Here is an 18,878-nt window from a genome sequence, read left to right on the forward strand (position 1 = left end):
TCGGGATGCGCCCGCGCGCCGGACGCTTTGCCGTCAGCCTAACGGCGCGGTCCGCACAGCGCGACCGATCGAACCCGCCGGTCCGGATCAGGCCGCGGAGGGACGCGCACGCCCCACGATGCCCGCACGCTGGAGCAGCAGGTACAGCCGGCAGCCCAGGTAGAGCCCGAAGACGGCATTCAGGAAAGCCGCGACGAAGGCGGCCGCGGCCGCGATCGGCAGCGCCCACGGAACCCCGCCCAGGTGCAGCACGAGACCGATCATCACCACCACCAGGCCCACTCCCTGCGCGAATCGTGGGGGCCGGGGATCCTCCAGATCGGCGGGCGGACTCAATCGCGGCTGGACGAGTCTGCGATACACCGCGCCCCACGGTGCCGTACGCGGGGACAGCACACCCCACAGGAAGAGCAGTGCGAGCACGACCAGAAGCAGGAACGCCGGATCCAGTGCGCGCTGTGCGAGGGTGGCCGAGTGAATCGCCCAGCCCTCCGGCGTGAACGTCGTATTCGACAGTGGCGCGTAGGCGTACCAGCCGAAGCCTGCGCCGCCGCGCCGGGTGGACAGCCCGGTCAGACCCAGCAGCACGTCGACGAGCAGGAGCAGCGATGTGATGCCGGCCGCGAAGCGGGGGCCGCGGGGATCGAGGCCCCGCGGGTCCCCGGCCGTTCGGTCAGACACTCGCCGGCTGCCCGGTCAGGCGGTTGAGCTCCAGCTCCAGGACGTCACGGTTGGGGCTGCCGCCGAACCGGGTCTGCACCGCGCCGTCACCGTCCAGCACGAGGGTCGTCGGGGTCTGCAGGATGTTGAAGTGCTTCGCGATGTCCGGCCGGTGGGTCACGTCGACGTCCAGGTGCAGGACGCCGTCGTGGGCTTCGGCGACCGAGGCGAGCGTGCGGTGCACGCCCGGGCAGCGCGAGCAGAGGTCCGTGCTGAACTGCAGCAGCGTCGCCGTCCGGCCGAGCGCTTCAGCACCCAGACGCGCGGGCTGGACGATCTCGTGCGGGATATCCCGCCGGGGGCGACCCTGGCGCCATCTGACGAACACACCCAGCGCGACCGTCACGGCGAGAAGCAGCGCGAGGCCGATGAGGGCGGGAACGAGGGTCACAGCATCCCAGGCTAACTGCTTGCGGCTGAATAAGAGCCGGATGTGGGAACTCCGACGTTCTGCACGGCACGCCGTACCGCCGGGCGGGGCGACCGCGACCGGGGAGGGATACCATCGACTCGATGTCTGCGACCACCCCGAACCCCTACGAAGACCTGCTGCGCGACGTGCTCGAGCACGGTGCGATCAAGACGGATCGCACCGGCACCGGTACGCGCAGTGTGTTCGGCCGGCAGCTGAACTTCGACCTGTCCCAGGGGTTTCCGCTGGTGACGACCAAGCGCGTGCACATGAAGTCGATCGTGTACGAGCTGCTCTGGTTCCTCCGCGGCGAGTCGAACGTGTCGTGGCTGCAGGAGCACGGCGTCACGATCTGGGACGAGTGGGCCGATGCCGCAGGCGAGCTCGGCCCGGTGTACGGGGTGCAGTGGCGTTCGTGGCCGACCGCGTCCGGAGAGACGATCGATCAGATCGCGGGCGTCATCGACGAGATCCGCCGCAATCCCGACTCCCGCCGCCTGATCGTCTCCGCCTGGAACCCGGCGGACATCCCGGACATGGCACTGGCGCCCTGCCACGCGCTGTTCCAGTTCTACGTGGCCGATGGGCGACTCTCCTGTCAGCTCTACCAGCGCAGCGCCGACCTCTTCCTGGGCGTTCCGTTCAACATCGCCTCTTACGCCCTGCTGACCCACATGGTCGCGCAGCAGACCGGGCTGGCGGTCGGGGACTTCGTGTGGACCGGGGGAGACTGCCACATCTACGACAACCACATCGAGCAGGTCAGGCAGCAGCTGGAGCGCGAGCCGTTCCCGCCGCCTACGTTGCGCATCACCCGCACACCGGACTCGATCTTCGAATACGAATACGACGACTTCGTCATCGAGGACTATCAGCACCATCCCGCGATCCGCGGCGCCGTCGCGGTATGAGCGCAGCCTCGAGGCTCGGCCTGATCTGGGCCGAGGCCGCGGACGGTGTCATCGGCCGCGACGGCGGTATGCCGTGGCATGTTCCGGAGGACCTCGCGCACTTCAAGGCGGTCACCGCCGGGTCGCCGGTGGTGATGGGACGCAAGACGTGGGACTCGCTGCCCGAGCGGTTCCGCCCGCTGCCGGCGCGTCGCAACATCGTGGTCACACGCAGCGAGAGGTGGTCGGCTCCCGGCGCCGAGCGCGCGGGTTCCCTGCAGGCCGCGCTGGCCGCCGCGGCCGGCGATGGTCCCGCACGGATCTGGCTGATCGGCGGCGGCGAGCTGTTCCGGGAGGGCATCGCGCTGGCGGACCGGCTCGAGGTGACCGAACTGGACACGACCGTCGCGGGCGACACCTACGCCCCCGCACGCACCGGCTGGGATGTCGTCAGCGCGGATCCCGGTCGTGGCTGGGCGACCTCCACCAGCGGCATCCGCTACCGCTTCCTGCGGATGGAGCGCAGCGGCGGGTCCTGAGCGCTCCGAGCACCCGGGACCTTGCGGTGGCAACCGTCCCCGACCATAGTGGGGCCGACAGTGGGGACAGCGACGCACCATCGGCCCGGAGGGAGTGGACATGGACGCCCGATCCCGCCGCACTCGCCGAAGGCCGATGGTACCGAGGGCGCGGTGACGCGTGCGCGTTCAGCTGAACGCGGTGGCCAAGGCCGAGCGTGAGCATGCCCTACCGGTCACCAGCGTGCTGTTCGAGACCGGACGCAGCACATTCGGCTTCGCCGAAACGGAGCAACGGCCGACTGTGCTGGGGCTGCTCGCCTCCGGGCGCATGCACGCCGACACGGGCGAGGTGCTCATCGACGGCAGGGCGGATCCCGCGGCGCTGCGCCGCCGTGTCGCGCTCGTGGACGCGCCGGATATCTCCGCGCCGGAGCCCAACGTCGCCGTCGTGGCCGTGGTCGCCGAGGAGCTCATGTTCGCGGGGCACCGCTCCGGACCGGTGTCCGCCCGCCGCTGGCTGAAGGAGCAGTCGATGTCGGAGGTCGCCGGCCGCCCCTTCAGCAATCTCGAGCCGCCGCAGCGTCTGCGCCTGTTGTGCGAACTGGCGGCCCTGCGCAAGGGCGTGGAGGGCCTCGTGCTGGTCTCGCCCGACCGGCACGGCGGCGACCCGCGCGTGTGGTGGGGATTGGCAGACGAGTTCGCCGGCCGCGGCATGGCGGTGCTGGTCATCGCGGGGGAGGCCTCGCGGCTGGTGCTGGGCGCAGAGCTGGGCACACCGGACGAGCCCGCGGCGGACGAGGACCAGTCGCTCCCCTCCGCGAAGAGGACCACGTGAAGATCTCGCACATGGTCGCGGCCGAGCTTCGGCGCCTGGTGTCCACGCCGATGCTCGCCCTGGCGCTGTTCGCGCTGCTGTGCGTGCCCATCCTGTACGGGGGGTTCTATCTGTGGGCCAACCAGAACCCTTACGATCGGCTGGCCGAGATCCCCGCCGCGGTGATCGTGCTGGACCAGGGTGCCGAGATCGACGGCTCTCAGCGCAATCTGGGCGAGGAGATCTCGCAGGAACTGCTCAAGAGCAACACCTTCGACTGGACCGCCATCGGCGAGAAGAAGGGGGAGGCCGGTCTCATCGAGGGGCGCTTCGAGTTCGCGATCGTCATCCCGAAGGACTTCTCCGCCGACATCGCATCCATCACCGGGTCGGATCCGGAGCGTGCGCGCATCCAGCTGCGAACCAACGACGCCAACAACTACCTCGCCTCCACCATCGGCACCCAGGCGGTGCAGCGCGTGCAGACCGTCGTCGCCGAGAAGGTGGTGACCACGGCGGCGGAGGCGGTGCTGGCGGGGCTGGCGGAGATCCGCGCGAAGCTGGCGGAGGCGGCATCCGGAGCATCGCAGCTGGTCAGCGGCCTGGGCACAGCCGGTTCCGGGGTGCAACAGCTGCGTTCCGGGGCGCAGCAGCTCGCGGACGGCACCGTCCAGCTGCGCGACGGCGCGCAGGCCCTGGCCTCCGGATCCGCGCAGGTCGCGGCCGGAGTGCGCGAACTGGACGGCATCGCCGACGAGGCCGGGTCGCTGGCGTCCGCGGCGACCGCACGGCTACCGCAGCTGGAGTCCGATATCACCCAGGTGCTCACCGACGCGGGGCTCAGCCAAGCCCAGATCGATCAGGCGCTCGCGGCCCTGGCCCCGGTCGGGGACCGCATCCGCACTCTCGACGATCGGCTTCAGAACGCCGTCGGCAGGATCGACGAGCTGGCCGCCGGCGCGGACGAGGTGGCCTCCGGCTCCTCGACGCTGGCGTCCGGCCTTGACACCGCCACATCCGGAGCGGGCCAGCTGGTGGGCGGCGTGGACCAGCTCGGCAGCGGCATCGGCGAGCTGGCCACCGGGGCGGGCGAGCTGGCCACCGGCTTGCAGGACGGCGTGGCTCAGGTGCCCGATGACGATGAGGCGACCCGCCAACGGCAGAGCGCCGTGCTGGCGGATCCGGTGCGGATCGACACCAGCGCTCTGGCCCAGGCGCAGAACTACGGCGCCGGGCTGGCCCCGTTCTTCGCCGCGCTGGCGGCCTGGATCGGCATCTACGCGCTGTTCCTGATCGTCAAGCCCGTCTCGCGCCGTGCGCTGTCGGCGATGGATGCGCCGGTGCGCGTGACCATCGCGGGCTGGCTGACGCCGGCGCTGCTGGGCGCGGTCCAGATGCTCGGGCTGTTCGGGGTGCTCTCCCTCGCGCTGGGCTTCCGGTTCGCGAACCCCCTGGCGGTGTTCGGGCTGCTCGTCCTGGCCTCGGCGTCGTACACCTGGATCATCCTGGCCCTGAACGTCTGGCTGGGAGCGGTCGGCCAATTCCTCGGCCTGGTCCTGATGGTGCTGCAGCTGGTAACCGCGGGCGGCACCTTCCCCTGGCAGACGCTGCCGCCGCCGCTGGCGGCCCTTCACGAGGTGCTGCCCATGGGGTTCGTCGTCGATGCGCTGCGGCAGGTGATGTACGGCGGCGACATCTCCCGGGTCTGGACGGACATCGGCGTCGTGCTGCTGTGGGCGGCCGTCGCCGCCGTCGCGGCGCTGGCCGGCGTGGTGCGCATGACCCGCTTCTTCACCCTCCGCGACCTGCAGCCCAGCATCATCCAATGACACCAGAGACCGCGGCCCCCGCCGCGAGAAGGAAGGCAGACCGATGACCGTCGTAGAACACGGGCGCGACAGCACCCGCCAGAACCCCAAGCCGGCGTTCGCGCAGCCGCGCCTGATCCTCTACGTGCTGCTGGGCGGTGCGATCGGCACCGCGGGCAGGTAAGGGCTCTCGCTGGCCCTTCCCGCCGACGGCGGTGTGCCGTGGGCCGTGCTGATCGTCAACCTCTGCGGCGCGTTCATCCTCGGCTTCCTGCTGACCGCGCTGGCTTCGCGCACACCGGAGACACCGGGACGCGCCTAAGCCGCCGGGAGAAGCCCGAGCAGTATCCCGCACCCGGCAAGCAGTGCGTTCACGGCAAGCAACGCTATTCCGTTGAGTGCGGCCGCCCGGAGTCGACCGTCTATCAGGAGCCGGACTGTTTCGAGGCTTGCCGTACTGAACGTGGTGTATCCGCCGATCAAGCCTGTGCCGACGATCAAGCCGACTGGGCCAGGAACGGTGTGAGCTGCAACGAGGCCGGTGACGACGCCCAGTGCAAGCGATCCGGTCGCGTTGATGATGTTGGTCCCTACTGGGAACGCTATCCGCGCGCGCTGGCTCACCTGGCTGTCTAGGACGAAGCGCAGCGCCGAACCGATCCCGCCCGCTGCCGCCACAGCTAGGAGGACGAGCGGGCTCACCGTGCACCCCTTCCTAGGCGGGCACCAGCGATGATGCCGACGTACGAGGCCGCGCTCCCAACGACGAGCGTCCCCGCGAAGTACGCCGCGGCCATCATGGGGCTCGAGACGGTGAGCTGCGCGAGATCGACGGTCACGGTGCTGTAGGTCGTGAAGCCCCCGATGAGGCCGGTTCCGACCGCGAGGCGGGTGAGGCGGCGGTGCCCCTCGTCGGGTCCGCGGGATGCAAGGAACTGGACGACGAGGCCGAGCGCGAACGCCCCTGCCACGTTGATGAGGAAGATACCGAGTGGGTAGTCGGCCGGATCAGGAATAGTCGCGGCGATCAGCGCCCGCGCGGCGGTGCCGATCGTTCCGCCGGCTGCGACCAGGGCGACGTGTCTCCAGGGCAGCATCGCCGCTCCGGGGGTGGAGATGTTCTCGGTATCCGGGTCGAGGGGTCCGGTGGGCATAGGTGTCCTATCCGCTCTAGTGAACGAGATAGGGACTGTTGGCGATCATCGCGGTTGTGTCTGGCGAGCCCCACCGCCGAGTACCGAGCATGTCGGCACCTGCCTATCTTCGCACAGCGGCAGGCCGCCCGCTACACCGTCGATGGGGAGCTGTTCTTCGCATCCAGACCAAGTACGAGAACCTCCGCAAGGCCCTCGAGGGCATTAACGACGCCACCACCCAGTTCCACGGGCGCCTCAGCGGCGGACTCTGCGACGGGCGCTGAGTAGCGCTACTGCATCCACACCTGCCGTGCGGCGGCCGGGTGGTCAACTTCCTCACGAGACGCGGCGAACTGTTTCCCCCGCTGACCTGGGGTGTTTTCCGATAATGGCCGTTCTGTCAGTGAGAACGCGGCAAGCCACGTCGGGAGGCCGATCGGTCGTCTTCACCTTCGGGACAAGGGACCGATCACAGCCCACGCCTCATCCCAAATCACTCACACGACACGACTCTCCCGCGAGCCCCCGGAGCGGTTTAGCAACACGCGCTAGCTGCGGTGGCCCCAGCGGGCGACCGCGTGCGGAACGTGCCAGTGGAAACGAAGTGATGCCAACCTGAATGCGAATACGAACACACCGACAGCGAGCTGAATCAGCGGGTCGTACCAGCCCACCATCCAGGCTGCTGCGACCAGCGCGGCGCCCATCATCGCCGGGACCGCATAGATGTCGTTCGGATCGAACAGCTCGGGATCGCGGTTAGCGACGACGTCACGAAGGAGGCCGCCACCTACCCCTGTCGCTACTCCCAGAAGGGCCGCTGCGACCGGATTCATGCCCAGCTCGAGAGCTTTTGCTGCCCCAGTGGTGCAGAACAGGCCAAGCCCTGCTGCATCGAAAATGAGCAGGGTGCGCGGCAACCGTTCGACGACGGTGTAGAGGAAGAAGACGAGCGCTGCCGCGGCGAGAGGCGCGAGCAGGTATACCGGCTGTGAGAAGGCCGCGGGGGTAACTCCGAGTATGAGGTCACGGATTACTCCGCCCCCGAGTCCGGTCAGCAAACCCAGGAGAACTGACCCCACGATGTCGAATCCCCTGTGCGCGGCCAGCAGCGAACCTGATATTGCGAAGAAGAATGTGCCAAGAAAGTCGAGGACCGTGTCCATGCGGCCTCCCAAGGCATGTGGAGCGCCCGATCAGAATCGGGAAACGCATACTTCGCGGCCGCACGTCAGCGCCAACGGCGTGGAGCCCTTCGTCCGCTGCCGTGGCACCGCGGCTGCCAAGCAGCCGTCACAGCACCCGGGCAGCGATCGAGGCCGCGTGGAACTGCAAGTCGTTTAGGGCCCCTCACGCCGGCCTCTGCATTGAGGGGGCAGCGAGCACGAATCGTTCTGTGCTCAGTACAATGCGCAAGTACTGTGATGACCTGTCCGCAAGCCGGAGGATGGGGTTCCGGCCTGCGGTGAGGGTCACGCGCTGACGGCTTCGGCGATCTTCTCGTCACCCTTGTTGATGGCTTTGATGACGGCGTCGTAGTCGCCCTTTTCGATGGCCTTGTTGATTCGCTTCGTGGCGCGCTCCAGGGCCTTGTCGATTCGGTCGAGAGCCTCCTCGTCCACCACGGCGACTATCGCTGAGGAGCCGGGGACAAGCCATTCCTCGGCGTCGACGCCGATGGACTTCTCTTCGTGTCGTTTCACGATCTCGCCGATTCCGGCACCGGCGCCGAGGCCGACGACACCGGTGACGAGAAGCAGCGGCGGGGCGAAGAGTCCGATCACCAGGCCGGCAACGACGCCGATCGCTGTTCCTTTCGCAACGAACTTCCCGCCGTGCTCTTTCACGTGGACGTTGCCATCGGTGTCGCGGGACAGAACGACCGCCGCCACGAGCCTGACGTCGTCCAGCGACTTGATGGATGAGAAGTCTTCTTGCGCCGACTGCTCATCGTCGTAAGAGGCGACCAGGAGCTCGTAATTTCGATCAGTCATTCATCTGCCTTTCATGTTGGTTCGGAACCACTCTGAAGCAGGCGCCGGCCGCTTCACAGAGCCGTAGGTCCCGTCGCGGCCCGAAGGACGAAGGCCCCTAGCGGTGCCCGACCCCGTCAAGGACGGTTGCCACCCGGGGCGCGAGCCGGTGATTCAACGCCTGGCTCACCCTCGCCCTTTCGATGAAGGAGTACGAAATGACGAAATCTCATAGCGGTCCACCGTGGGCGGGCCGCCGCGAGATCGGCCCCGCCGATCTCCAACTGCCTCCCACCCAACCTTTCGATGTCACCGCGCTGATCGCCGCCGCGTTGTCGGCAGAACACACTGCCCCGGAACAGTGATCTCGCACTCCGTGCTCGTCGGAGAGGGAGTGAGCGCGGGACGTCCCCGGTGACGCGGTTGGTGATGGGTTGCGCCCGCAGACAGTACCCCGCTTGTGGTAGTCCCGCGGCAGCATGCGTCGTCGTGGGTCGAAGCTCTGGTGCGGCGGCCTCGGGGCCTGCTGATCAGCGCTAGCGATCAGGCCGCTGTTGGTCTCGACGGAGGTAGCGGTCGAGTCCACGTGCGGTTGCTGGCGCGTCGAGTGGAGTTTGGGGTGCCTCTCAATTGCGTTTGGTTGGACCTCTGCGAGCATTGGTGAGTGTCATTGGATGCGACCGCGAAACCTCGTCGAATCACGCGATGCCGGACGATGAGGGAAGGTGACCCGAAGGACGGGGTCCCCAGATTTTCGCGGGCTCACGTATCGGAGTCCGGCGGCTGTGTCGAGTTGCTCGGCTTCCGAGGAGCGGATCTGCTCGTCGGCGGGCGCGCCGTCGTGGCGGTGGGGCCTGACGGCGCGGCCTCCTGGGCCTCGTCCTCGTCGTGGGTGCCGTGCAGGGCCTTGTCTGCTTCGCTGCGCCGATCCCATCCGGGGCGGCGCAGGGCGTAGAACACGAGTGGCGGAGCGCCGAGCACCACGATAACGACCCCCACGATCCATGGATATACCGTGGGGGAGAATGCTGTGAACCCCTGGGGCGGGATGAAGGCGAGCACGAACGCCGCGAGGCAGCCGACGAAGCCGACGCCGGCCACGAGGTTCATCGCCGGCACCCGATAGGTGCGCTTCACGTTCGGCTCCTTCCGGCGCAGCGCGATGGCTGCGGCGAACATGAGCATGTACATGATCAGATAGATCGCCGCGGCCATATCGACGAGGGCGACGAACGCGGAGCTCACGTTCGGCACGACGACGAAGATCGCCGCGAGGATCGTCACGATCGTCCCCTGCAGCATCAGGATGCCGGACTGGACCCCCGCCTTGTTGCGCTTCTGCAGGGCCGGCGGCAGCAGCCCCGTCTCCGCAGCAGCCAACAGGCCCTTGGAAGGACCTGCGATCCATGTGATGACGGAAGCGAGCGCTCCTGCGGCGATCAGTGCAGAGACCACGGCGGTTCCCCACCCGAGATCCCACTTGTCGAAGTACGCCTGGAACGCGAGCATGATGCCGTTGGTGAGCCCCAGCTCCTTTTCCGGGACGGCGATCGAGATCGCGATCGTCGGCAGGATGAACACCAGCAGGATCAGGATCGAGGCCAGGAGCACGGACTTGGGATACCCCTTCCCGGGATCCTTCATCTGGTTCACGTGGACGGCGTTCACCTCCATGCCCGCGTATGCGAGCACGTTGGAGACGATCAGCACGATGGAGGCGATGCCGGTGAACGGCGGGATGACCGCCGCCGCATCCAGCGGCACTTCGCTCTTCTGCCCGGTGCCGAGCCAGATGAAGCCGAACACAATCAGCAGCACGGCGGGCAGCAGGGTGCCCAGGATGCCGCCCCAGGAGCCGAGCTTGGCGAACAGGTTGCCGCCCCGCAGCGTGACGAGCGTCGACCCCCAGTAGAGCACCAGGATCACGATCGCGGTGAACAGCCCGGAGTCCGATAGCGACGGGTCCAGGAAGACGAAGGCCAGCGCCGCGGCGATGAAGGCGATCTGCGTCGGATACCAGACGACGTTCTGGATCCATTGGAGCCAGACCGCGGTGAAACCCCAGCGGTTGCCGAATGCCTCCCGCACCCAGACATAGACGCCGCCCTTCCACCCGGTGGCCAGCTCGGCGGCCACCAGCGCCGTCGGGATGAGGAACAGGACGGCGGGGATGATGTAAAGGGTGACGCTGCCGAGTCCGTACACGGCCATTGCGGGGAGCGAGCGGAGACTCGCCACCACCACGAGCGTCAGCAGCGCCAGTTGGCCGACGCCCAGATAGTTGACGACGGCGCTGCGCGGGGCGAGGGGATGATTTGAGTCGGCCTGCGCCGCGGCATCCGATGTCTTCTTCGATGTGTTTGACATGTCGTTGCCTCAGTGGTGGAAGGCGGGGTGCTGGCCCTCGACGGGCATCGCGGATTCGAGCGCGTCGAGGTATGCGGTCTCGGTCTCGATGCTCTCGAGCAGTTCGGCTGCCAGATCCATGCTCAGCCCGTTGCGGACGACGATGCGCTGCACGGTCAGGTCACTCAGGTCATCCGGCATGGGATACGCCGGCACGAGCCAGCCCTTCATGCGCAGCCGATCCTGCAGATGATAGAGATTCCAGTTCTTTGTGTGCCCGTCTTTCAGGTACCAGGCGAACACGGGGATGTCGCTGCCGTCGTTCCACAGCTCGAAGGCACCGATCTTCGCGATGCCCTTGGCGAGATATTTCGCGACGTCCTGCGATGCCTGCTGCACCGCGCGGTACCCCTCGAAGCCGAGGCGGAGGAACATGTAGTACTGCAGGAGCACCTGTGCGCCAGGGCGGGAGAAGTTGAGTGCGAAGGTGGGCATCTCCCCGCCGAGGTAGCTGACCTGGAAGACCAGGTCCTCAGGCAGCCACTGCGTGTGACGCCACACCACCCAGCCGAGACCGGGGTAGACGAGCCCGTACTTGTGCCCGGACGTGCTGATGGAGTGCACCCGCTCCAGGCGGAAGTCCCACACGAGGTCGGGCTGCAGGAAGGGAGCGATCATCGCGCCGGAGGCCCCGTCGACGTGGATCGGGATATCGAGCCCGGTCTTCGCCTGGATCTCGTCCAGTGCTTCCGCGATCGCGGCGACCGGCTCGTACATGCCGGTGTAGGTGACCCCCAAGATCGCCACGACACCGATCGTGTTCTCATCGACGTACTTCTCCAGGTCGTAGCCGTCGAGAGTCTTGTGCTCCAGGCTGATCGGCACGAACCGCGGCTCGACGTCGAAGTAGTTGCAGAACTTCTCCCAGCACACCTGCACCGCCGAGGACATCACCAGGTTCGGCTTGGAGGTGTCCTTCCCGGCGACGCGGCGGGACTGCTGCCAGCGCCGCTTGAACGCGAGGCCGCCGAGCATGCAGGCCTCGGACGAGCCGATGGTCGAGGTGCCGATGCTCTGGGAGGCATCCGGTGCGTTCCACAGGTTCGCGATCATGCGCCAGCAGTTGTCCTCGATGGCCGCCGTCTGAGGATACTCATCCTTGTCGATCATGTTCTTGTCGAAGGCCGCCTCGTACACCTGCTTGGCGTCCTCATCCATCCAGGTCCCCACGAAGGTGGCCAGGTTCAGGCGCGAGTTGCCGTCCAGCATCGTCTCGTCGTCGACGATCTGCTTCGCGGTGTCGGGGAGTGACTCCTGCTGTGGGATGACATGGCGTGCGGCGACCGTCGACTCTCCCGGGCGGGCGAACCGCGGAGTCAACTCGTCGTTTGCCTGAGATGCGTTCATGGCCTCTCCCGTCTCGTATTCGAGCGGCCACGAGGAGGTGGTCGCCTCGGGTGCGACGGGTTGAGGATGAGTCCGCCGCCGTGCACCCGGGGCGAGCGTATGCCTCGTGCACGGCCCGTACCAGGGACGAACGTCCCCCGGTGGGGGAGCCTGCGGGAGCGGCGCCGCGGAGCGGAGCGTCCCGCGCAGACGGGCGGAACCTGGGCCGGGCCGCGCCAGGCAGCGTGGTCCATTGTGGGTCGTTTGGCCTTGGCCCCGCAGCGTTCACGGACGTACGGTGGCGCCATTGAGCGAGTCGACGCTATCGGAGGGTCACGGATGTGCACAGGAGCGAACTACACCACCCGGGATCACTATTTCGGGCGCAATCTCGATCTGGAGTTCTCCTACAACGAGACGGTGACCGTGACGCCTCGGAACTTCCCCTTCGAATTCCGCAAGGCTGCTCCGCTCCCGGCGCACCACGCGATCATCGGGATGGCGACCATCGCCGACGGGTACCCGCTGTATTACGACGCGACGAACGAGAAGGGCCTCAGCATGGCGGGGCTCAACTTCCCGGAGAACGCCGACTACAAGCCCGAGGCGGAGGGCAAGACGAACATCACTCCGTTCGAGTTCATCCCCTGGATCCTCGGCCAGTTCGAGACGGTCGATGAGGTCCGCACCGCGCTCGCTTCGCTCAACCTCGTGAAGATCGATTTCAGCGACGCCTTCCCGCTCTCGCCCTTGCACTGGATCATCTCCGACCGGACGGCATCCATCACGGTGGAGAGCGTTAAGGAGGGCCTGAAGGTGTACGACAACCCCATCGGCGTCCTCACGAACAACCCCACGTTCGATATCCAGTCCTTCAACCTGAACAACTTCATGCACCTGTCGAAGAACCCGCCGGAGAAGCACTTCTCCGATGACCTGGAGTTCGACGTGTACAGCCGCGGAATGGGCGCGATCGGCCTCCCCGGAGATCTCTCGTCCTCATCACGGTTCGTCAAGGCGGCCTTCACGAAGATGAACTCCGTGTCGGGGGACTCCGAATCCGAATCGATCAGCCAGTTCTTCCAGATCCTGGGGTCCGTCGCTCAACAGCGAGGATGCGTCGAGGTATCGCCCGGCAAGTTCGAGATCACCATCTACTCCTCGTGCTGCAACACCGACAAAGGCATCTACTACTACACGACGTACGAGAACAGCCAGCTGACGGGGATCGACATGCACAACGAAGACCTCGACGGCAGCACCCTCGCCGACTACCCCCTCATCAAGGAGCAACAGGTCCACATGCAGAACTGACCGACCGTGCCACCCGCAGCACTCGCAGGAAGGCGAGCGGGCGCATCGTCGGCTTGCGAAGTCTGCAATCGACCTTCCCCGTGCGCCGATGAGTCGGTCACCGTCCGTGTAATCGCCCATTGCGAGTACATGCGGACGGTTGGGGTGAGCGCTTCCGGTCGTTGCCGGGGCGTTGACGTCTCGGCGGATAGAGAGTGACGCCTGGTCCTCCGGCTGACGAGAGCGCTGGCCGGTCAGCGCCACAAGAGAGCTCGGCAGCGTCCTCAGCGACGAGGACGCCGCGGCGGGCCTCAACTTCCGATCGCCGAGCGGGGGGCGTCCGCGGAACCGGCCGCACCGCGATCGGAGGACGCATCCGCCACGGATACGTGCCATACCAGGCGCGGGCTCGCGACGCGGGAAATCCAGGCTCCTAAGGTATCCGGCATGGACGCGGCGTTGATCGTGCTCGGGGTGATCGTGCTGCTGCTGACGCTCCTGGACACGTTCCTCGCGGTGCTCAACTACGACGAAGGCGGTCTCTTCGTCGACAAGATCGTCCGCGGCCAATGGCTGGTCATGCGCGCGATCACGCGGCGGGTGGACCGTCGATGGCGTCCGCTGGTGCTGCGCCAGGTCACCGGGGTGCTGCTGCTGACCACGATCTTCTGGTGGCTGTTGGGGATCCTGCTCGGTTTCGCGCTGATCTACCTCGGCGCGATGGGCTTCAGCGGCGCGTTCCAGATCTCGCCCGGCGTGAAGGCCGACTTCTGGGGTGCGCTGTACCTGAGCACCGGCCAGTTCTCCACGGTCGGCGTGGACAACATCTCCCCGGGTGTCCCGGTGCTGGAGCTGCTCACGGTCATCGAGGCCATGGTCAGCATCGTGCTGCTGTCGATCATCATCACCTTCCTCGGCAGCGCCTACGGCGTCATCCAGTCTTTGCGCGCGCTCTCGGCCAACTTCTTCCGCATCGGTCGCGGCGTCGGCGATCCGATCGAGACGCTGCAGCCGTTCTTCCCGGACGGTCCGTCCCGCGGACTGGACAGCCAGCTGGGGGCCATCTCGGACGCGCTCAGCGCCTACGCGGAGGGGCTTGCCCAGAACCGCGCTGCGTACTACTTCCAAAGCGGGCGGGACCAATTCTCCCTGCCGTTCAGCCTGTACATGACGGCGGGAGTGATCGGGGCGCTGCAATGGGGGCTGCCCGCCGGCAGCGACCCGACGAAGGAGCCGAACCTCGCGCGGCTCGGCCAAACCTACGAGGACTTCCGTCTGCGCACGCAGCGGATGCTGGGCCTGCGCAGCGCGACACCGCGCCCGCCCGTCTCCGCCGCCGAGTTCTCGACCGCCATGACGACCTTCGACTCGGCCGACGCGCACACCCGCTCGGATGCGTGGGTGATGCGCTTCCTCGCGATCAACCGGCGCATGGCCGAACTTACGCAGAGCAGCGCGGTGCCCGATTCCGAGGAGATGTACCGCCGCTACACCGCCTGGCTGGCCTTCGAGGTCGAGGCGCGCGCCTTCACCACCGCCGTCGGCAGTGATCTGGACTACCAGCCGATCTATCGCGGGGTGGCCACGACCCCGGACGACATTCCGCTGTCCGCGGCGGACGCTGCCGCGATCCCGGTCATGGTCGGCCCAACGGCGTCCGCCGAGGCGCCCGCCGCGCCGACCGGAAACCCGCTGGGGCGATGGCTCCGGCGCCGCACCACGGTGAAAGACCCCGGCCTGGTCCGTCTGGCCGACGCCGTGCGGTCGCTGGTCGCCGCGATCGTCGCGGTGGGGATCGCGGTGCCCCTGGCCAGCCTGGCCGGACTGAACACCGCCTCGGCCGCCACGTTCGCCGGGCTCATCTCGCTCTTCTCCGCACCGGCCACGGCGGGCGGCAGGGCGGGCGGCAAATGGTGGGCCGGCACCGTCGCCGCGCTGCCGGCCATCGTGGGGGCCAGCTGCGGCGTCCTGATCCCGCGCACGCCGGTCTCGGCGGTCTTCGAACTGGCGCTGGTAGCGGCGCTGGCGATGTGGCTGCGCCGCTTCGGTCCCGCCGTCGGCGGACTGGGTCAGCTGGGTTTCGTCACGTACTACGTCACAGCGCTGCTGGGGATGAACGCGTCCGACCTGACCGCCGTCTTGGTCGCGGCGGGAGTCGGCGTCCTCGCGTCCTGGATCGTCGGCCTGATCCCCAGGCCCAGCGTCGTTCGCCAGATCGACGACGGGATCGACGCGCTCTACGAGCGCGTCGCGGCGCTGATCGACGGGAGCGTCGACCTGGTCGCGACGGGTCGGCTGGATGCCCGTCTGATCCGCTCGCTGCGCGCCGGGCAGTCCGCGCTGGTGCAGGCGGCCGGCTCGGTGGCCGGTCATCTGGACGCGGACACGACGCCGGGCATCCCCGCCGGCCGCGCCCGCGCCCTCCGCGTGCGGGTGTTCGATCTTCAGCTGGCGGCCCAGAGCCTGGTCACGATGCTTCCGGTCACTGCCAGTCTCGCCATCACCGTCGACGAGCGTGCGCGCCTGGCGGCGGACCTGCTCGATCTGCAGCAGCAACTCGCGGCGTACCGGCCCGGCGCCCCCGCCAAGCCGCCCGCGCCGCGGGCGACACCCAGCGACCCGCCGCCGGACTGGCCGCGGTCGGCGCGGGCCATCCTCGCGACGATCGGCGAGCTGCGCACCGCGATCGATCGCCTGCGGGCAGCGCAGAAGAGTGACGATGCGGCCGAGGACGCGCACCCGCAGAAGCAGGGGCTGACGCAGGCGAAGGAGTCCGAGCACGGGAGGACGCCTGAGCGTGAGCAGCGGTCTGCGTCGGCGGGTCGTTCCGCGGCGCACGCGTCCAGCGGGGTGCCCGAGGGCACGGCCGTCGCGCACGCGCGGCGCGCACGCGCCGGCGCGGGCACATCCGGCCGTCGGCCCGCACAGCCGCCGGGCGCCCTCAGCCCCGGGGGCAGGGAAGCGGCGCGCGCGGCCGATAAACAGGCGGTGCAGGCGGCGATCTCGACCGGGCTGGCCTTGTTCCTCGGCGGCTTCGTCTCCACCGGTCATCAGTACTGGGCGGCGATGCCGGCGTTCCAGGTGCTGAGCGGATCAGATGCCGAGACCCGTTCGAAGGGGTTCATGCGCATCGTGGCGACGATCGCCGCGTCCGGTATCGCGTTCGGCCTGGCCATCGTCGCCGATCACACCCCGGCTGTGGCGATCCCGCTGCTGCTGATCAGCGCGTTCGCCATGTCCTACATGCGCGCGGTGTCCTCCGCGTGGCTGGCGTTCTGGGCCACGCTCCTGCTGGCCACCGTCTACGACCTGCTGGGCACCCTCAGCGTCGAGACCGTCGAGGTGCGCCTCGCCGAGACGGCGATCGGGTCGCTCGTGGCGGTCGCCGTCTCGGCGGTGGTGCTGCCCACCCGCACCCGCACGCGCGTCCTGCACGGAATGGCGGGCGTGCTGGACCAGGCCTCAGCGCTCGGCCGGGCACTGTTCGGGCGGCTGCAGGGGGCGCAGGCGCCGACGGCCGCCGAACTGTCCCACATGACCCGCGCACTCGGCGCGCAGCTGGCGGACCTGGAGAAGCTCGCACACCCGATCCGACGCAACCCGGGTTCGCTGCAGCCGGCCGGCATTCAGGCCCAGCTGACTTCGCTGTGGGCGCTGCTCGACCACGAGGGCCACCTGGTCCGCCTGCTGCGCACCTACAGTCCCGACGCCGCCGCGCCTCGCTGGCGGGAGCTCGCCGCCGCCACGGGGGACAACTTCGACGCGGTGCGCCGGGTGCTGACCGGCTCCCTGCCGCACCGCGTGCACCTGCCCGCGGAGCTGGAGGATGCCGTAGGGGAGGTCGGGTCGGACGCGGAGCGGACGGTGATCCTGCAGATCCTGCGCATGAACCAGACGCTGCTGGCCCTGCTGGATGCCGTGGCACCGGGGACCGTGGAATCCATGACGAATCCGGATGCCGCCGCCGGCGATGCGCGGCAGGCCGACCGGTCCGGTGTGGCCGGCTGAGCTAGCTCGCTGCGGCCGGGGCAGGGACCCGATTCGGGCGTGCGTTCAGAATCACGATGGCCACACCCGACGCGGTCAGCAGCGCCCATACCCACCCGCGCATGTCCTGGAACTCCACCGCTTCGCTGGATCCCGCCGCGGTGGCGAGCAGAGTACCGACCCGCCCGATGCCCAGCAGCTGGCCCACTGCTTGCTGGTGGAGATGAGGCTGGAGGCGAGTCCAGCTTGGGCGGGCGGCAGTGAGCCCAGCGCGGTGACGCTGATCGGATCGGCGATCAGACCGAACCCCAGGCCGAACACCAGGTAGGGGACGATCACCGCCCACAGCGGCGCCGATTCGGTGGCCCACAGCAGCGCGGCGCCGACGGTCATCAGCAGGCCGCTGATCAGGAGCGCCAGGCGCGATCTGCCCCGGGCGACGAAGCGGGATGCCAGCAGTGCGGTGATGGTCGCGCCCGCTGGGGATCCATCGGCGCGATTCGGGGTGAGCGCGCTGCCGGATGACGCCGGCGCCTGGTTCCGGTTCGTCGGCGATGACACGGTGACCTTCGCGGCGCTGCACACGGCGGTGACGGGCGCAGTCCACGAGCTGCTCACCGGACTGCGCGCACCCGCGATCCGCAAGTGACGCGGACAGAGCCGAGGAGGACAGATGAGCACCACGACTCAGCCGACCGAAGTGCGCGCGTGGGGGTTGGGCCTGCTGCACGGCCCGTCGCAGATCTACTTCCAGCAGAACATCATCACCGGACTGCTCGTGCTGGCGGCGTTCTTCATCGCGGACTGGCGGATGGGCATCCTCGCGCTGATCGGTGCGCTCGGCGGCATGATCGGAGGTCGCGCCGTCCGCTACCCCGCCTCGAGCGTCGCGGCGGGCATGCAGTCCTTCTGCGGGACCCTCGTCGGCGCGGCGGTCTTCGCTGCGCTGGGCGGCGCGCACTGGTGGTCGTACGTGCTGGCCTTCGTGGGCGGCGTGGCCACCGGTCCGGTCACCTGGCTGGTGGATGCGCTGTTCAGCAGGACGGCGCTGAAGAAGTACCAGCTGCCGTACACGACGGCCCCGTTCGTCATCGTCGCGACGATCATCGCGCTGTCCACGCTGCGGCTCGCCGTGGACGCGGCGCCGTCGGATCTGCCGGATGACCCGGTGCCGGCCTTCTTCATCTCCCTCCTGACCAACGTCTGGCAGGTCGTGCTCGTGGACAACCCGTTCGCGGGTGCGGCCATTCTGCTGGGGCTGTTCATCGCGAGCTGGAAGGTCGGACTGGCGGCGCTGATGGGCAGTGCCGTGGGTTCGGTGACCGCGATCGCGATGGGGGAGTCCTGGAGCGAGATCGCGAACGGGCTGGCCAACTACTCGGGCGTGCTCACCGCGATAGCGCTCGCGGTGACGTTCCTCAAGAGCAGCACCGCCTCGTGGCTGTACTCGCTGCCCTGGATCGTGGTGACGGCCGTGGTCACGCTGCTGATGCACCGTCTCGGCGCGGACACCTACACGTGGCCATACATCCTCACCACGTGGGTCGCACTGATCGTGGCGTACTACGTCAGCGGGCTGAAGCGCAGCTGAC

At 68.2% G+C, this 18,878-nt stretch carries 18 protein-coding genes; 9 read left to right on the forward strand and 9 right to left on the reverse strand.

The window, feature by feature from the left end; translation table 11 throughout:
- Positions 1-87 precede the first annotated feature (87 nt).
- Positions 88-681, reverse strand: a complete 594-nt coding sequence (locus QNO12_RS04705; protein WP_257502721.1) for a DUF4395 domain-containing protein — start codon at positions 679-681, stop codon at positions 88-90.
- Positions 674-1,111, reverse strand: coding sequence for a TlpA family protein disulfide reductase (locus QNO12_RS04710; protein WP_257502720.1), 438 nt, complete (start codon positions 1,109-1,111; stop codon positions 674-676). The genes QNO12_RS04705 and QNO12_RS04710 overlap by 8 nt, the downstream gene beginning before the upstream one ends.
- Before the next feature lie 122 nt (positions 1,112-1,233).
- On the opposite strand from QNO12_RS04710, the gene QNO12_RS04715 reads away from it, so the two are divergent.
- The 4 genes from QNO12_RS04715 (at position 1,234) to QNO12_RS04730 (ending at position 5,186) form a co-directional block, all read left to right on the forward strand.
- Positions 1,234-2,043, forward strand: coding sequence for a thymidylate synthase (locus QNO12_RS04715; RefSeq protein WP_257502719.1), 810 nt, complete (start codon positions 1,234-1,236; stop codon positions 2,041-2,043).
- Entirely contained in the window at positions 2,040-2,561 is a 522-nt protein-coding gene (locus QNO12_RS04720; protein WP_257502718.1) for a dihydrofolate reductase, read from the forward strand. Before QNO12_RS04715 ends, QNO12_RS04720 begins: the two co-directional genes overlap by 4 nt.
- A 160-nt stretch (positions 2,562-2,721) precedes the next feature.
- Positions 2,722-3,378, forward strand: a complete 657-nt coding sequence (locus QNO12_RS04725) for a hypothetical protein (protein WP_257502717.1) — start codon at positions 2,722-2,724, stop codon at positions 3,376-3,378.
- Positions 3,375-5,186 (forward strand): YhgE/Pip domain-containing protein, encoded by a 1,812-nt coding sequence (locus QNO12_RS04730; RefSeq protein ID WP_257502716.1) that lies wholly within the window; start codon positions 3,375-3,377, stop codon positions 5,184-5,186. Before QNO12_RS04725 ends, QNO12_RS04730 begins: the two co-directional genes overlap by 4 nt.
- A gap of 297 nt (positions 5,187-5,483) precedes the next feature.
- On the opposite strand, the gene QNO12_RS04735 is transcribed toward QNO12_RS04730, so the two are convergent.
- The 4 genes from QNO12_RS04735 to QNO12_RS04750 form a co-directional block, all read right to left on the reverse strand.
- Complete coding sequence (locus tag QNO12_RS04735) at positions 5,484-5,867, reverse strand: fluoride efflux transporter FluC (protein ID WP_257502715.1); 384 nt, start codon at positions 5,865-5,867, stop codon at positions 5,484-5,486.
- Positions 5,864-6,319 carry a fluoride efflux transporter FluC gene (locus QNO12_RS04740; RefSeq protein WP_257502714.1) on the reverse strand — a complete coding sequence of 152 codons (456 nt, stop codon included), beginning with the start codon at positions 6,317-6,319 and terminating at the stop codon, positions 5,864-5,866. Before QNO12_RS04740 ends, QNO12_RS04735 begins: the two co-directional genes overlap by 4 nt.
- A gap of 530 nt (positions 6,320-6,849) precedes the next feature.
- On the reverse strand, positions 6,850-7,467 hold the full coding sequence (locus QNO12_RS04745; RefSeq protein WP_257502713.1) for a trimeric intracellular cation channel family protein: 618 nt from the start codon (positions 7,465-7,467) through the stop codon (positions 6,850-6,852).
- Between the two features lie 306 nt (positions 7,468-7,773).
- Entirely contained in the window at positions 7,774-8,295 is a 522-nt protein-coding gene (locus QNO12_RS04750) for a DUF1269 domain-containing protein (RefSeq protein WP_257502712.1), read from the reverse strand.
- Between the two features lie 182 nt (positions 8,296-8,477).
- Here QNO12_RS04750 and QNO12_RS04755 point away from each other — a divergent pair, with 182 nt between their 5' ends.
- The gene (locus tag QNO12_RS04755; RefSeq protein ID WP_257524557.1) at positions 8,478-8,639 is read left to right on the forward strand and encodes a hypothetical protein; all 162 of its coding nucleotides are present in this window, start codon (positions 8,478-8,480) and stop codon (positions 8,637-8,639) included.
- Between the two features lie 397 nt (positions 8,640-9,036).
- Here the strand turns inward: QNO12_RS04755 and gadC are convergent, their stop codons facing one another.
- Both gadC and gad read right to left on the reverse strand, forming a co-directional pair.
- Positions 9,037-10,641, reverse strand: coding sequence for a glutamate/gamma-aminobutyrate antiporter GadC (gene gadC / locus QNO12_RS04760; RefSeq protein ID WP_257502710.1), 1,605 nt, complete (start codon positions 10,639-10,641; stop codon positions 9,037-9,039).
- Between the two features lie 9 nt (positions 10,642-10,650).
- Positions 10,651-12,027 carry a glutamate decarboxylase gene (gene gad, locus QNO12_RS04765; protein ID WP_257502709.1) on the reverse strand — a complete coding sequence of 459 codons (1,377 nt, stop codon included), beginning with the start codon at positions 12,025-12,027 and terminating at the stop codon, positions 10,651-10,653.
- A gap of 318 nt (positions 12,028-12,345) precedes the next feature.
- Between gad and bsh the strand changes: the two genes are divergently transcribed.
- Together bsh and QNO12_RS04775 are read left to right on the forward strand one after the other, a co-directional pair.
- A complete protein-coding gene (bsh, locus tag QNO12_RS04770; protein WP_257502708.1) occupies positions 12,346-13,320 on the forward strand; it encodes a choloylglycine hydrolase in 975 nt (324 codons plus the stop codon).
- 426 nt (positions 13,321-13,746) lie between these two features.
- On the forward strand, positions 13,747-17,307 hold the full coding sequence (locus tag QNO12_RS04775) for an FUSC family protein (RefSeq protein WP_257502707.1): 3,561 nt from the start codon (positions 13,747-13,749) through the stop codon (positions 17,305-17,307).
- 75 nt (positions 17,308-17,382) lie between these two features.
- Here QNO12_RS04775 and QNO12_RS04780 read toward each other — a convergent pair whose 3' ends face one another.
- Positions 17,383-17,679 carry a hypothetical protein gene (locus tag QNO12_RS04780; RefSeq protein WP_257502706.1) on the reverse strand — a complete coding sequence of 99 codons (297 nt, stop codon included), beginning with the start codon at positions 17,677-17,679 and terminating at the stop codon, positions 17,383-17,385.
- Between the two features lie 73 nt (positions 17,680-17,752).
- Between QNO12_RS04780 and QNO12_RS04785 the strand changes: the two genes are divergently transcribed.
- Positions 17,753-17,935, forward strand: coding sequence for a hypothetical protein (locus QNO12_RS04785; RefSeq protein WP_257502705.1), 183 nt, complete (start codon positions 17,753-17,755; stop codon positions 17,933-17,935).
- A gap of 24 nt (positions 17,936-17,959) precedes the next feature.
- Positions 17,960-18,877, forward strand: a complete 918-nt coding sequence (locus tag QNO12_RS04790) for an urea transporter (protein ID WP_257502704.1) — start codon at positions 17,960-17,962, stop codon at positions 18,875-18,877.
- The last annotated feature ends 1 nt before the right edge of the window (position 18,878 follow it).

This window comes from Microbacterium sp. zg-B185 (assembly GCF_030246885.1).
Classification (GTDB): Bacteria; Actinomycetota; Actinomycetes; order Actinomycetales; family Microbacteriaceae; genus Microbacterium.

Coding starts and splice junctions, on each gene's coding strand:
- QNO12_RS04715 (WP_257502719.1), top strand. CDS start 1,234: ATGTCTGCGACCACCCCGAACCCCTACGAAGACCTGCTGCGCGACGTG.
- QNO12_RS04720 (WP_257502718.1), top strand. CDS start 2,040: ATGAGCGCAGCCTCGAGGCTCGGCCTGATCTGGGCCGAGGCCGCGGAC.
- QNO12_RS04740 (WP_257502714.1), bottom strand. CDS start 6,319: ATGCCCACCGGACCCCTCGACCCGGATACCGAGAACATCTCCACCCCC.
- QNO12_RS04745 (WP_257502713.1), bottom strand. CDS start 7,467: ATGGACACGGTCCTCGACTTTCTTGGCACATTCTTCTTCGCAATATCA.
- QNO12_RS04750 (WP_257502712.1), bottom strand. CDS start 8,295: ATGACTGATCGAAATTACGAGCTCCTGGTCGCCTCTTACGACGATGAG.
- QNO12_RS04755 (WP_257524557.1), top strand. CDS start 8,478: ATGAAGGAGTACGAAATGACGAAATCTCATAGCGGTCCACCGTGGGCG.
- gadC (WP_257502710.1), bottom strand. CDS start 10,641: ATGTCAAACACATCGAAGAAGACATCGGATGCCGCGGCGCAGGCCGAC.
- gad (WP_257502709.1), bottom strand. CDS start 12,027: ATGAACGCATCTCAGGCAAACGACGAGTTGACTCCGCGGTTCGCCCGC.
- bsh (WP_257502708.1), top strand. CDS start 12,346: ATGTGCACAGGAGCGAACTACACCACCCGGGATCACTATTTCGGGCGC.
- QNO12_RS04775 (WP_257502707.1), top strand. CDS start 13,747: ATGGACGCGGCGTTGATCGTGCTCGGGGTGATCGTGCTGCTGCTGACG.
- QNO12_RS04780 (WP_257502706.1), bottom strand. CDS start 17,679: ATGACCGTCGGCGCCGCGCTGCTGTGGGCCACCGAATCGGCGCCGCTG.
- QNO12_RS04785 (WP_257502705.1), top strand. CDS start 17,753: ATGGTCGCGCCCGCTGGGGATCCATCGGCGCGATTCGGGGTGAGCGCG.
- QNO12_RS04790 (WP_257502704.1), top strand. CDS start 17,960: ATGAGCACCACGACTCAGCCGACCGAAGTGCGCGCGTGGGGGTTGGGC.